Origin of the sequence: Streptomyces sp. NBC_01232 (assembly GCF_035989885.1) — a bacterium.
In the GTDB taxonomy this organism is placed as follows: domain Bacteria; phylum Actinomycetota; class Actinomycetes; order Streptomycetales; family Streptomycetaceae; genus Streptomyces.
In genome coordinates this window covers 1035363-1049737 of sequence record NZ_CP108518.1, presented here as the reverse complement: position 1 = coordinate 1049737, position 14375 = coordinate 1035363, and the positions used below count along the sequence as shown (strand labels likewise).

At 72.8% G+C, this 14375-nt stretch carries 9 protein-coding genes; 6 read left to right on the top strand and 3 right to left on the bottom strand.

The features are described 5' to 3' along the window. Positions 1 to 155: 155 nt before the first annotated feature. Entirely contained in the window at positions 156 to 2678 is a 2523-nt protein-coding gene (locus tag OG444_RS05030) for a discoidin domain-containing protein (RefSeq protein WP_327260958.1), read from the top strand. Positions 2679 to 2742: 64 nt separating this feature from the next. Further along, a complete protein-coding gene (locus tag OG444_RS05025; RefSeq protein ID WP_327260957.1) occupies positions 2743 to 4533 on the top strand; it encodes a glycoside hydrolase family 15 protein in 1791 nt (596 codons plus the stop codon). Positions 4534 to 4544: 11 nt separating this feature from the next. On the opposite strand, the gene OG444_RS05020 is transcribed toward OG444_RS05025, so the two are convergent. Beyond that, complete coding sequence (locus tag OG444_RS05020) at positions 4545 to 6761, bottom strand: SpoIIE family protein phosphatase (protein WP_327266662.1); 2217 nt, start codon at positions 6759 to 6761, stop codon at positions 4545 to 4547. Positions 6762 to 6993: 232 nt separating this feature from the next. Here OG444_RS05020 and OG444_RS05015 point away from each other — a divergent pair, with 232 nt between their 5' ends. Further along, positions 6994 to 7731 carry a class I SAM-dependent methyltransferase gene (locus OG444_RS05015; protein ID WP_327260956.1) on the top strand — a complete coding sequence of 246 codons (738 nt, stop codon included), beginning with the start codon at positions 6994 to 6996 and terminating at the stop codon, positions 7729 to 7731. 107 nt (positions 7732 to 7838) lie between these two features. Here the strand turns inward: OG444_RS05015 and OG444_RS05010 are convergent, their stop codons facing one another. Then, positions 7839 to 8747, bottom strand: a complete 909-nt coding sequence (locus OG444_RS05010; RefSeq protein ID WP_327260955.1) for an alpha/beta hydrolase — start codon at positions 8745 to 8747, stop codon at positions 7839 to 7841. 212 nt (positions 8748 to 8959) lie between these two features. On the opposite strand from OG444_RS05010, the gene tdh reads away from it, so the two are divergent. From tdh to OG444_RS04995, 3 genes are all read left to right on the top strand, one after another. After that, entirely contained in the window at positions 8960 to 9988 is a 1029-nt protein-coding gene (tdh, locus tag OG444_RS05005) for an L-threonine 3-dehydrogenase (RefSeq protein ID WP_327260954.1), read from the top strand. 213 nt (positions 9989 to 10201) lie between these two features. Next, entirely contained in the window at positions 10202 to 11410 is a 1209-nt protein-coding gene (locus OG444_RS05000; RefSeq protein WP_327260953.1) for a glycine C-acetyltransferase, read from the top strand. A 48-nt stretch (positions 11411 to 11458) separates the two neighbouring features. Then, the gene (locus OG444_RS04995; protein ID WP_327260952.1) at positions 11459 to 12373 is read left to right on the top strand and encodes a LysR family transcriptional regulator; all 915 of its coding nucleotides are present in this window, start codon (positions 11459 to 11461) and stop codon (positions 12371 to 12373) included. Between the two features lie 1201 nt (positions 12374 to 13574). Here the strand turns inward: OG444_RS04995 and OG444_RS04990 are convergent. Then, positions 13575 to 14354, bottom strand: coding sequence for a DeoR/GlpR family DNA-binding transcription regulator (locus OG444_RS04990; protein WP_327260951.1), 780 nt, complete (start codon positions 14352 to 14354; stop codon positions 13575 to 13577). Between the last annotated feature and the right edge of the window lie 21 nt (positions 14355 to 14375).

Genomic DNA, 14375 nt, shown 5'->3' with positions numbered 1-14375 from the left:
CCGGCACCGGCGTATGCCGACCGGCCATGCAGATTTGCGCCAACTGTCGCTGATCCCAAGCGAGTTGCTGCTGTGCTCACCTATGTTCTACGGGGCACATCAGTTCGCCCCAGGAGGTCAGATTGCAGTCCAGGCGCTTCCTCGCCTTTCACCGCGTGTTACGCCGCTCCCACCTGCTCATCGCCTTCGGCCTCGGCTCGCTGCTGATCGGCCTCATCCCGTGGCTCGGCGTCACGAGCACGGCAGCCGCCGGCCGCTCCCCGGCGCCCCGCCCCGCACCCGTGCCCACCGACCAGCAGACGGCGAAGCAGTCGCCGCACCACGGCATCGCCCCGGCGAACGCGATGGAACCGACGGCCCCGGTCCTCGACCGGGCCGGATGGACGGCCGCGGCGAGCGACGAGGAGACCGGCGGAGAGAACGGCCGCGCGGCCAACGTCCTCGACGGCAACACCACCACCCTCTGGCACAGCAGGTGGACCGGTACGCCCGCCCCGCTGCCGCACGTCATCACCATCGACATGCACCGCACGGCGGTCGTCTCCGCGCTCGTCTACCGTCCCCGCTCCGACGGGCCCAACGGGCGCGTGGGCGAGTACAGCATCAGCGTCAGCACCGACGGCGTGAGCTGGGGGACTCCGGTCGCCACCGGCACGCTCGCCGACGACGTCAGCGCCAAGACCCTCGGGTTCGCCCCGCAGGGCGCCCGCTTCGTACGGCTCACCGCGCTCAGCGAGGCCGGCGGCCGCGGCCCCTGGTCCTCCGCCTCCGAGATCGACCTGCTGGGTGACCCCGGCACTCCGGCGGCCACCATCGACCTGCCCCGCACCGGATGGACCGCCACGGCGAGCGACGAGGAGACCGGCAGCGAGAACGGCCGCGCGGCCAACGTCCTCGACGGCAACGCGAACAGCATCTGGCACAGCAGGTGGGCCGGAACCCCGGCCCCGCTGCCGCACACCATCACCATCGACATGCACCGCACGGCAGTCGTCTCCGCCCTCGTCTACCATCCCCGCCCCGACGGGCCCAACGGGCGGGCGGGCGCGTACACCATCGCCACCAGCACCGACGGCTCCACCTTCGGGACGCCGGTGGCCGCGGGCACCTGGCGGGACGACGACACCGTCAAGACCGCCACCTTCACCCGCGCCGAACAGGCCCGCTTCGTACGGCTGACCGTGACCAGCGAAGCCGGCGGCCGCGGCCCGTGGACCTCGGCGGGCGAGATACGCCTGAGCGGACCGGCCAGCCCGGCCGTGCACGGCTCCTGGGGCCGGGTCACCGGCTTCCCGCTGGTTCCGGTGGCCACCGCCGTCCTGCCCGGCGACAAGCTGCTGGCCTGGTCCGCGTACGCCGTCGACCGCTTCGGCGGCAGCAACGGCTACACGCAGACCGCGATCCTGGACCTGAAGACCGGCAAGGTCACCCAGCGCCGCATCGACAACACCGGACACGACATGTTCTGCCCCGGCATCGCCATGCTCGCCGACGGCCGGGTGCTGGTCACCGGCGGCAGCAACGCGGAGAAGGCGAGCATCTACGACCCGGCCACCGACAGCTGGTCCGCCACCACGAGCATGAACATCGCCCGCGGCTACCAGGCCATGACCCTGCTCTCCACCGGCGAGGCCTTCGTCCTGGGCGGCTCCTGGAGCGGATCCGCGGGCACCGACAAGGCCGGTGAGGTCTGGTCCCCGGACACCCGCACCTGGCGCAGCCTTCCCGGCGTCCCCGCCGCCCCGGCCCTGACCGCCGACCCGGCCGGACCCTACCGCGCCGACAACCACATGTGGCTGTACGCCACTTCGGGCGGCAAGGTGCTGCAACTGGGGCCGAGCAAGCAGATGAACTGGATCTCCACCAGCGGCCGGGGCAGCATCACCTCCGCCGGCAACCGGGCCGACAGCCAGGACGCCATGACCGGCAACGCCGTCGCCTACGACATCGGCAAACTGCTCACCCTGGGCGGCTCACCCGCCTACCAGGACAGCCCCGCCACCCGGCGCGCCTACACCGTGGGCATCTCGGGCAGCCAGGTCCAGCCCGCCCGTACGGGCGACATGGAACATGCCCGCGCCTTCAGCAACAGCGTGGTCATGCCCGACGGCAAGGTGGCCGTCTTCGGCGGCCAGGCCTATCCGGTGCCGTTCAGCGACGCCACTTCCGTCCTGACCCCCGAACTGTGGGACCCGGCGACCGGACGCTTCACCCCGCTCGCCACCATGGCCGTCCCGCGCAACTACCACAGCGTGGCCAACCTGCTGCCCGACGGGCGGATCTTCTCCGGCGGCGGCGGCCTGTGCGGCGACTGCGCGACGAACCACGCCGACGGGGCGATCTTCACGCCGCCCTACCTGCTCAACGCGGACGGCTCACCGAAGCCCCGTCCGGCCATCACCGCGGGCGTACCCCCGAGGACGGCCCCCGGCACCTCGCTCACGGTGAGCACCCAGGGTTCGGTGGCGTCCTTCGTCCTCATGCGGGCCGCGGCCGCCACCCACTCCACCGACAACGACCAGCGCCGGGTCCCCCTGGCGTCCACAGCCGCGGGAGGCGGCGCGTACAAGGTCTCGATACCCGCCGACACGGGCGTGGTCCTGCCGGGGACCTACATGCTCTTCGCCCTCGACGCCCAGGGCGTACCGAGCATCGGCCAGTTCGTGACCATCTCCTGATCCCATGAGCGGTGTCCGGGGCCCGAGCTGATTGGCCCCGGACAATCAGGGGAATAGCGCACAAATGACACAACCCATCGAAGACTACGCACTCATCGGCGACCTGATGACCACCGCACTGGTCGGCCGCGACGGGTCCATCGACTGGCTGTGCCTGCCGCGCTTCGACTCGGCGGCCTGCTTCTCCAAACTCCTCGGCGACGAGGAGAACGGCCACTGGCGCATCGCACCCCTCGACGCCACCCCCGGCGAGCCCTGCACCCGCCGGTCCTACGTCGACGGCACGCTGATCCTGGAGTCGTACTGGGAGACCGGGACCGGGACCGTCAAGGTCACCGACTTCATGCCCGAGCGCGAGGTCGCCCCCGACGTCATCCGCATCGTCGAGGGCATCAGCGGCACCGTCAGGATGCGCAGCACCCTGCGCCTGCGCTTCGACTACGGCCACGTCGTGCCCTGGGTGCGCCGCAGCGACGGCGACCGGGTCGCCGTCGCCGGGCCCGACTCCGTCTGGTTCCGCAGCGACCCCCCGGTCCGCACCTGGGGCGAGGAGAACAGCACCTGCTCCCAGTTCCCGGTCACCGCCGGCCGGCGCGTCGCCTTCGTCCTGACCTGGCACCCCTCGCACCAGCCCCGCCCCGAGCCCTGCGACCCCTTCGCCGCACTGGACCAGAGCCTCGCCGAATGGCGGCAGTGGACCGCGCAATGCCGCTACGAGGGCCCCTACCAGGAGGCGGTGACCCGCTCCCTGATCACCCTCAAGGCCCTCACCTACGCCCCGACCGGCGGCATCGCCGCCGCAGCCACCACCTCCCTCCCCGAGGAGCTCGGCGGCATCCGCAACTGGGACTACCGCTACTGCTGGCTCCGGGACTCCACCCTCACCCTCGGATCCCTCCTGGCCACCGGTTTCCTCGACGAGGCCCGAGCGTGGCGCGAGTGGCTGCTGCGCGCGGTCGCCGGTGACCCCGCCGACCTCCAGATCATGTACGGGATCGCCGGCGAGCGACGGATCCCCGAGAACGAACTGCCCTGGCTGCACGGGTACGCCGCCTCCGCCCCGGTCCGCGTCGGGAACGCGGCCGTCGACCAGCTCCAGCTCGACGTGTACGGGGAGGTCATCGACTCGCTCTACCTGGCCAGGTCCGCCGGTCTGCCCGCCGAGCGCCACGCCTGGCGGATCCAGCTCGCGCTCCTCGACTTCCTCGAACGCAACTGGCACCGGCCCGACGAAGGCCTCTGGGAGGTCCGCGGCCCCCGCCGCCACTTCGTCCACTCCAAGGTGATGGCCTGGGTCGCGGCCGACCGCGCCGTGCGCACCCTGGAGAGCGACCCCTCCACGCCCGGCGACGTGAAACGCTGGCGCGCCATGCGCGACGAGGTGCACCGCGACGTGTGCGCCAACGGCTACGACCCCGAGCGGGGCACCTTCACCCAGTACTACGGCTCCGAGGAGCTCGACGCGGCGACCCTGCTGATCCCCAGGGTCGGATTCCTGCCGCCCGACGACCCGCGGGTCGTCGGCACGGTCGACGCGGTGCGCGCCGAACTCGGCAGCAGCGGCCTGGTCCGCCGCTACAGCACCTCGGGCTCCACCGTCGACGGCCTCCCCGGCGACGAAGGCGCCTTCCTGGCCTGCTCGTTCTGGCTGGCCGACGCCCTGCACATGACGGGCCGGCGCGATGAGGCCCGCGCCCTGTTCGAGCGGCTGCTGGCGGTACGCAACGACGTGGGCCTGCTCGCGGAGGAGTACGACCCCCTCGCCGGACGCCAACTCGGCAACTTCCCGCAGGCGTTCAGCCACGTCGGCCTGGTGAACACCGCACTCACCCTGGCCCGCGCCGACATCAGCTGACCCGAGGCGGCCTAGTCGGTACGGGAGGCCAGCAGCAGGGCGATGTCGTCCGGCCGGTCGGCGGTGCTGCCCGCCTCGCTGATCAGCCGGTCGGCCGTCTCGGTCAACGGGGACGGCCGGGCCGCGGCGAGGGCCCTGCGCAGCCGCTCCACCCCGACATCGATGTCGATGCCCGGCTTCTCCACCAGCCCGTCCGTGTAGAGGGCGAGCACCGAGCCCACCGTCAGCCGCAGCTCCGTGACCGGGTACGAGGCCTCCGGGTCGATGCCGAGGACCACCCCGCCCGCCAGGTCCAGCACCTCGGTCCGGCCGTCCGGATGGCGCAGCAGCGGCTGCGGATGCCCCGCGCGGGCGGCCATGACGCAGCCCGACCCCGGATCGAGCGACATGTAGCAGCAGCTCGCGAACTGGCCCGGATCCAGGTCGATGAGCAGCTGGTTCGTGCCGCTCACCACCTGCTCCGGGGTGCTCCCGCTGAGCGCGAAGGCCCGTACCGCGCTGCGCAGCTGGCCCATGGTGGCCGCGGCCGCCACACCGTGGCCCTGGACGTCCCCGATGACCAGGGCCAGCAGACCCGCGCCGGTCTCGACGACGTCGTACCAGTCGCCGCCGACCTCCATGCCCTGCGTACCGGGGAGGTAGCGGCCCACCGTGTCCACGTGCTCGCGCACCGGCAGCCGGTGCGGCAGCAGGGCCGACTGCAGGCCGCGGGCGAGCGCCGCCTCGCTGTCGTAGCGCCGGGCCCTGGCCAGGGCCTGCGCGATCAGACCGGCCAGCGCGGTGAGCACCGTACGCTCCTCCGCGCTGAAGCCGCGGGGCGAGTCGAAGCCGAGGATGCACGAGCCGACCGGCCGGCCGGAGGCGATCAGCGGCAGGAAGGCGCGGGCGCCCACGTCGGCGTCCAGTGGAATGCCCGGATAGGCGGCGGCCAGATGCTGCATCGACTCGAAGAACATCGGCCGGCCCGTGGTCAGCGTCTCCACGCCCGGCAGCCGGACATCGAGCGAGACCCCGTCGAACCGGTTGAGGAAGCCCCGCGGGAAACCGGTCTCCCAGGCCAGGTACAGATGGCGCTCGTCGAGCAGGTAGATCGCCAGCTGGCGGCCCCCGAAGGCCGGCAGCAGCTCCTGGGTGACCACCGCCGACACCTGCCGGGCCGTGACCGCCTCCGTCAGCGCGATGGCCAGGGCCACCGGCCGGTACAGCGCCGACGCCTCGTCGGCCGACGCGTCCAGGTCCGCGAACACGTCACCCCCCGCCTCCGCGGCGGCGTCCGTGTCCGCCGCCGTGTCCGCGTTCCCGTCCGGGCTCCGGCCGGCCTGGATCGTCGGCGCGTAGGAGGGTTTCGCGGAGGTGCCGAGCGTCAGGGTGACACCGTCGGGAGCGGGATACAGGTCCACCGACACCCACTCCCCGGGCGCCTGCGGGCCGCGCCGGGCCGCGAAGTGCACGTGCTCGCCGGACATGAAGCCGGCCCGGAAGTGGTCCTCGTAGGCGGGATGCCCGAGCCAGGGCAGCGCCTCCCACAGCAGCCGTCCGTGCAGCTGCGTCCCGCCGAGGCCGAGCAGGGCCTCCGCCGCGGTGTTCAGGTACCCGATCCGGCCCTGCCGGTCCAGCGAGAGCACCGCCTGCGCGAGCCGGTCCGCGGCCCTGCGGGCGCCCTCGGCCCCCGCCTCGGGCGGCGGCGCCGGTACGCCCACCGGGTGACCCTCCCACACCACCGGAGCCCCGGCCGCCGACAGCGCGGTGAGCTCGGTGGCCAGCTGCTCCGCGGTCAGCCGCAGGCGTTCGCGGTCCGCGGTCCCGACGGGGATGCCCGGGGTCGCCTCCCGCAGCACCAGCAGCACGCCGAACCGTTCCGTCCCGGCGGTCACCGGCTCGTAGAGCGAGCCGAAGGGGAACGGCAGCCCGGCCGCCAGCTGGGGGAAGCGGCTCATGGCCGACTCCGCGTCGGGCAGGTGCACGGCCTGCCCGGAGCGGTAGGCCTCGGCCACCGGATAGGGGCGGTTGACCTGCATCCGCCACCAGGGCCGGAACAGCTGCAGCGGCAGCCCCGTGAACACGGCCATCAGGAGCAGCCCCGTGGTGGGCGAGCGCAGGTAGACCCCGCCCGCGTAGCCACCGACGGCCTCCATCGCCTTCACGGTGGCCCGTGCGAGCACCTGGGCCGTCGCATCAGGGGCATCCGTGGTGTCAGGCGCGGCGCCGACGCTGTCCGCTCTCGCCATCACACAGCCAGGATGCGCCCTCGGCGGCGGCCCCTGCATCCCGGCCGGTCGCCGCTCCCGCACCGGCTCCCGCACCCGCCTCCGCACCGGCCCGTCCCGGTTCCGTTCCCGCCGATCGGCCGACCGCTTCCCTCGTCCGGGGGACGCACGGGTGTGCGGACCGCCCCCCGGACGAGCCGCGGGGCACGATACGCAGGCGTACCACCCCCGGCAGGCCCCCGGAAGGCAGAGCATGCGGTTCCAGTACGACACCATCGGCGAGCGCTACGCGGAGTCAAGGAGCGCGGCGGCCTTCTCCGCCGCCGACACCTACACCCTGCACGGAGCCCTCGACGCCCTCGGCGGGGTGCGCGGGCTCGACGCCCTCGACCTGGCCTGCGGATACGGATACAACACCCGGCTGCTGGCCCGCGGCGGGGCCCGGCGCACCGTCGGCGTCGACGTCTCGGAGGAGATGATCCGGCGGGCCCGCGAGCACGAGGCGACCAAGGACCGGCCGGACGTCGAGTACCACGTCGCCGACGCCGCCGGCCTTCCCCACCTCGGCCCCTTCGACCTCGCGACCGCCGCGTACGTCTTCAGCTACGCACCCGACCGCAGGTCCCTGCACGCGATGTTCCGCTCCGTCCGCGCCAACCTGCGCGCGGGCGGGCGGCTGCTCGCCATCGTGCCGAACGCGGGCGCGTTCCCCCGCGTGGACTGGTCGCCGTACGGGGTGCGCATCCTCGACCGGGTCGCCGACGGCGACGCGCCACTGCTGAAGGCGCACTTCCTGACCGAACCGCCGGTGCCCTTCGAATTCCGCGAATGGGCCCACGCCGACCTCGCCGAGGCCGCCGTCGAAGCGGGTTTCGTCACCGTCGGCTGGCAGCCCAACCGGACACCGCCCGCCGACGCCGAACGGGACGAGGCGTACTGGACGGCGTACCGCGCCTGGCCGATCAGCTCACTGATGACCTGCACGGCGTAAGGAGCGTGCCTTCGACCCACCCGGCTCCGGGAGGCCTTCCGTCGACCGGCCCGGCTCCGGGAGGCGTCCCGTCGACCGGACCCGATCACGGAGCGGGGGCCGTGACCTCACAGCTCCGCCGCCGACCTGATCAGCTCGACGATCCGCTCGCGCGCCGCCCGCCCCTCCGGCACGGGCAGCAGCGGGTACCCGTGCGGCAGCCCCGCCTCCTCGTGGAACTCCACCTCGGCCCCGTCCGCGCGGGCCAGGCGCAGCAGCTCCCGGCTGTCCGTGGTCAGCACGTCCCGGGTCCCGGTGAACACAGTCAGCGGCGCCAGCCCGGCGAAACCCCCGTGCAGCGGGCTCACGCGGGGATCGTCGGCCGCCAGGGTCCCGGCGTACAGCCGGCCGGCCTCCAGCAGCCCCGGGCGGGCCAGCATCGGATCGTCCGCCTCGATGGCCGCCTGGTCCGGATGGCTCATGGTCACGTCCAGCCACGGCGAGATCAGCACGATCCGGGACGGCTGGTCCCCGGTACGGTCGCGCAGCCGCTGCGCGGCCGCCAGGGCCAGCCCCGCCCCGGCCGAGTCCCCGACGAGCACCGTCCCTCCGGAGCCACCGCCCGCGATCAGGCCGCTCAGCAGATCGGCGGCCACCGGGACCGTCCGGTCGGCGGTACCGCGCGGAGCGAGGATGTACGCCGGCACGACGACCCGCGCCCGCGCCTGCGTGACCAGGGTCCGTACCAGCGCCCAGTGCGGGCGCACCAGCTCGTTGACGTAGCCGCCGCCGTGCACGTACAGCACCTGGGCCGCGGGCTCCGTCCCGAGCGGGGAGACGTCGTACACCGGCCAGGCCCCGACGAAGGTCCGCGAGATGTCGGCGACCCGCCCCAGGGACCGCGGCGGCAGATGGGAGGCGGGCCGGCGGGCGGACTCAGCGACCCGGGTCCGGACCGCCTCGGCACTCGCGAACCGTCTTCGCCGTCCCGTCGCGACAAGCGCCGCCGACAGCGCCCTGCTGCGCAGACTCGGCACGCCCCTCACCTCCCCTTTTCCCCCTCGCCGTCGCCGGCGCGGGCCCCTTCCCCATTACGGGAGGAGCATAGGCGTGAAGCTGTGCTGTCGGCCCGCTTAAGAAAGTCTCGATGGACTGATCACCGCGCCGATCGGCAGATTGGTGCACGTCACCGCCGCCGTCCGGGCGCCCCCGCCCGCGGCGTCCCCTTCCGCATGCCTGGAGCCACCCCATGAAGGCACTCGTCAAGCACAAGGCAGAACCCGGCCTGTGGCTCATGGACGTCCCCGAGCCCGAGTACGGCCCCGGCGACGTGCTCATCAAGGTGCTGCGCACCGGCATCTGCGGAACCGACCTGCACATCCGCGCCTGGGACGGCTGGGCGCAGGGCGCGGTCAAGACCCCCCTCGTCCTCGGCCACGAGTTCGTCGGAGAGGTCGCGGCGCTCGGCGCCGACGTCCAGGACATCGAGGTCGGCGCGCTGGTCAGCGGCGAGGGCCACCTGGTGTGCGGCAAGTGCCGCAACTGCCTGGCCGGCCGCCGCCACCTGTGCCGCAGCACGATCGGCCTGGGGGTCGGCCGCGACGGCGCCTTCGCCGAGTACGTCGTCCTGCCCGCCCAGAACGTGTGGGTGCACCGCACCGCCGTGGACCTGGACGTCGCCGCGATCTTCGACCCGTTCGGCAATGCCGTGCACACGGCGCTGTCCTTCCCGCTGGTCGGCGAGGACGTACTGATCACCGGCGCCGGCCCGATCGGGATCATGGCGGCTGCCGTGGCCAGGCACGCCGGCGCGCGCAACGTGGTCATCACCGACGTCAGCCCCGAGCGGCTGGAGATCGCCCGCAAGGCGGGCGCCACCCTCGCCGTCAACGTCGCCGAGTCCTCGATCGCCGAGGCGCAGGCCAAGCTCGGCCTGCGCGAGGGCTTCGACATCGGCCTGGAGATGTCCGGCCGCGCCGAGGCCATGCGCGACATGATCGACAACATGACGCACGGCGGCCGGATCGCCATGCTGGGGCTGCCCGCGCAGGAGTTCCCGGTGGACTGGGCGAAGGTGGTCACCTCGATGATCACGATCAAGGGCATCTACGGCCGCGAGATGTTCGAGACCTGGTACGCGATGACCGTGCTGCTGGAGGGCGGGCTCGACCTCAGCCCCGTCATCACCGGCCGCTACTCGCACCGCGACTTCGAGGCCGCCTTCGACGAGGCGTCGACCGCCCGCAGCGGCAAGATCATCTTGGACTGGACGGCGTAACCGGCCCTCACGCCGGACGTCATTCCGGCCGCCACGCCGGCCGCCACCCCGGACGCCACCCCGACTGTCACGCCGGACGTCATGCCGGCCGCCGCATCGGCCGCCCCATCCTCCGAACCATCTCCCTCGGGCCGGGCCCCGCAAACCCTCCCCCCTCCGCGGGGCCCGGCCCCCTCCCTCGTCGCCCTCCGCCGCACAAGGAGAACCGCACCCATGTTCGACACCGTCCGCGAGGACCTGCGCTCCACCCTCGACGAGATCCGCGCCGCCGGCCTGCACAAGCCCGAGCGCGTCATCGGCACCCCGCAGAACGCGGCCGTCGCGGTCACCTCGGGCGGCGCCGCCGGAGAGGTGCTCAACTTCTGCGCCAACAACTACCTGGGGCTGGCCGACCACCCCGAGGTCGTCGCCGCCGCGAAGGACGCGCTGGACCGCTGGGGCTACGGCATGGCCTCCGTCCGCTTCATCTGCGGCACCCAGGAGGTGCACAAGGAGCTCGAGGCGCGGCTCTCCGCCTTCCTCGGCCAGGAGGACACGATCCTCTACTCCTCCTGCTTCGACGCCAACGGCGGCGTCTTCGAGACCCTCCTCGGAGCCGAGGACGCGGTCATCTCCGACGCCCTCAACCACGCCTCGATCATCGACGGCATCCGCCTCTCCAAGGCCCGTCGCTTCCGCTACGCCAACCGCGACCTGGCCGAGCTCGAAGCCCGCCTGAAGGAAGCCACCGAGGGCGGCGCCCGCCGCAAGCTGATCGTCACCGACGGCGTCTTCTCCATGGACGGCTACGTCGCCCCGCTCGCCCAGATCTGCGACCTCGCCGAGCGCTACGACGCCATGGTCATGGTCGACGACTCGCACGCCGTCGGCTTCGTCGGCCCCGGCGGCCGCGGCACCCCCGAACTGCACGGCGTCATGGACCGCGTCGACATCATCACCGGCACCCTCGGCAAGGCCCTCGGCGGCGCCTCCGGCGGCTACGTCGCCGCCCGCGCCGAGATCGTCGAGCTGCTGCGCCAGCGCTCGCGCCCGTACCTCTTCTCCAACTCCCTCGCCCCGGTCATCGCGGCAGCCTCCCTCAAGGTCCTCGACCTCCTGGAGTCCGCCGGTGACCTGCGCGAACACCTCGCAGCCAACACCGCGCTGTTCCGTACGAAGATGACCGAGGCCGGCTTCGAGGTCCTGCCCGGCGACCACGCCATCGCCCCGGTCATGATCGGCGACGCGGCCGAGGCGGCCAGGATGGCGGAGCTGCTCCTGGAGCGCGGCGTGTACGTGATCGGCTTCTCCTACCCGGTGGTGCCGATGGGTGCGGCGCGCATCCGCGTCCAGCTCTCCGCGGCCCACTCGACGGCCGACGTCGAGCGCGCCGTCGCCGCCTTCATCGACGCCCGTGCGGCCCTCGAGACCGCTGGGGCCTGAGCGGAGCAAGAGGTCCGAGGGGTCTCTGCACCCTGAGACAATGGTGGGGTGATCGACCCCCGCCGGCTGCGCATCCTGCGGGCCGTGGCGGACCACCGTACGGTGACCGCCGCGGCCGCAGCCCTGTACCTCACCCCCTCCGCCGTCTCCCAGCAGCTCGCGGCGCTGGAACAGGAGACGGGCCACGTGCTGCTCACCCGCAGCGGGCGCGGCGTACGGCTCACCGCAGCCGGTGAGATCCTGCTCGGCCACGCCCACGAGGTGCTCGCGCAGCTGGAGCGGGCCGAGGCCGAACTCGCCGCGTACGCCGGCGGTTCGGCGGGCGAGGTCACCGTGGCCGCCTTCGCGACCGGCATCGCGGAAGTCCTGGCGCCGGCCATCGCCCGGCTCGCGCTGGAACAGCCCGGGATCCGCCTGCGGGTACGGGACGCGGAAGGCGACCAGAGCCTGCCGCTGCTGCTCGACGGCGAGGCGGACGTGGCGCTGGCGGTCGAGTACCGGGGCGCCCCGGGCGCCGACGACGGGCGGCTCTCCGTCCTCCCGCTGTACGCGGAACCCTTCGACGCGGTCCTGCCCTCGGGGCACCCGCTCGCCGACCTGCCCGCGGTGTCGCTGGCCGACCTCTCCGACTCGGACTGGGTGGGCCAGTACCCCGGCAACCCGTGCCACGACGTGACGCTGCTCGCCTGCGAACTGGCGGGCTTCCAGCCCCGGTTCGCGCACTCCTCGGACGACTTCCGGGCCGTGACGGCCCTGGTGGGCGCGGGGGCAGGAGTGGCTCTCGTCCCGCGCTCGGCCCTGCGCGGCATGGACCTCAAGGAGGTCCAGGTCCGCCCGGTCGCAGGCCCGGCGGCCACCCGCCGCGTCTTCGCAGCCACCCGCCGAGGCGCGGAAACCCACCCCCTGATCGCCCCGGTCCTGGCGGCCCTGGTCCGGGAGTCGGAGCGCTTGCCGGCGCATTGAGGGGGCGGGGCCTGGCGGGGGCTTCGGGTGGCGGGATCCGAGCAGTCGGGAGTCAGTGACGTGTATGGGGGTTTCCCGTCAGTCTCATCGTCTCTCCGTGTCGGGCCGGTCCCTCAAGGGCGCTCCTCCTTCGTCGTCGCGTCGCTTCGCGATGGCCTTCGGCCACCCTTGACCGACCGTCCCGCCCCGGACATACGAAGACTGTCGGGAAGCCCCCAAAGGAACGGGCCGGGGACAAGAGACAGGAGCGGGGCGGCCGGAGAAGCCCTGCCCGGTCGGGGGAGGGCACTTTCCCGAGACGGGGCCCATCCAGACCACCGGCCGGGTCGGGGGAAGCGCATCAAATCGCTACGCGCTCCTCATCCTTTAGCGTCTCCAGCCCGTCCTGGGCCGGACATAGGCCGCCCACGGTCCCGGTTCACCCCACGAAATGCGTCCGACGACCGTCTGGAGCTCGGCATAAGCCGCCTCAGATCGCTACGCGCTTCTCCAGGACCGCGACCGACGGCCGGCAGGGCCTGATGCCTCTGCTATTCCGTCGTGGATCCGGGTCAGTGCACAAGTGACACCACAAACCCATCCCCAAATAGGGGTAATTGGGGCAAACGGTCGGCGATTCGAGCGGTCCGCTCTCGCTGACCCCACTCCACGACGAAATAGCCGCTGTCAGGCGTCTTTCCACCCCAGACAGCGTCGAGACGCCCTCGATGAGGAGCGCTGGGGCGTCTTGGGCGGCTTATGACCGGCCACAGGCGGTCGTCGGACGCATCTCGTGATACGAACCGAGGGCGTGGGCGGCCTATGTCCAGCCCAAGACGGTCTGGAGACGCTGAGAGATGAGGAGCGCGTAGCGATTGGACGCGCCCACCGACCCGGCCGGTAGCGCGCATGGGCCCCGCCTCGGGAAGAAGCCTCACCCCCGACCGGGCAGGGCATCTCCGACCACCCCGTCCCTGTCTTGATAGCCCGGCTCGTTCTTTTGGGGGCTTCCCGACAGTCTTCGTATGTCCGGGGCGGGACGGTCGGTCAAGGGTGGCCGAAGGCCATCGCGAAGCGACGCGACGAAGGAGCGCCCTTGAGGGGCCGGCCCGACACGGAGAGACGATGAGACTGACGGGAAGCCCCCATACACGTCACTGACCACCGCCCCAGCGGCTCCCGCCGTCCCCGAAGCCCCCGCCCCGCCAACCGACCCCGCCCCTCACACCCGTACCACCTCGACCCCCGCCGCCCCGAAGGCCTCCGCCACGGTGTCGGGCAGGCCCGTGTCCGTCACCAGGGTGTCCACCGACGAGGTCGCGCAGATGCGGGCGAATGCGCGGACGCCCAGTTTGCTGGAGTCGGCCGCGACGACCACCCGTCGGGCGCGCTCGCACAGCAGGCGGTTGATCGAGGCCTCGTCCTCGTGGCGGGTCGCCGCGCCGTCCGTGGGGTCGAAGCCGTCCACGCCGAGCACCGCGGTGTCCACCGCGAGCTGCCCGAGGACCTGTTCGGCGAGGGGGCCCGTCAGCTCGTAGGACTGGGGACGGGCCACGCCCCCGGTCAGTACGATCTTGAACTGCGGCCGGATCACCAGCTCGCCCGCGATGTTGAGGGCGTTGGTCACGACGGTGAGCGCAGGGGACCCCTGGGCCAGGTCCGGGCGTCCGGCCAGGGCCCGTGCCACCTCGGTGGTCGTCGTGCCGCCCGTCAGGCCGATCACCTCGCCCGGCACGATCAGGGCCGCCACCGCCTCGCTGATCCGGCGCTTCTCGGCGGCGCGGCGCGATGTGCGGTAGCGCAGCGGGAGTTCGTAGGACACCCCGTGCAGCACGGCTCCGCCGCGCGTGCGGACCAGCAGCTGCTGTTCGGCGAGCTGGTCGAGGTCGCGGCGGATGGTCGCGGCGGACACGCCGAGGGTCTCCGCGGCGGGTTCCACCTCCAGCTCGCCCCGTTCCACGAGCAGGTCCAGCAGCGTCTGCCAGCGCTCCTTGCGGGTCATCGGCCGCCCCCTTCGGTGTTC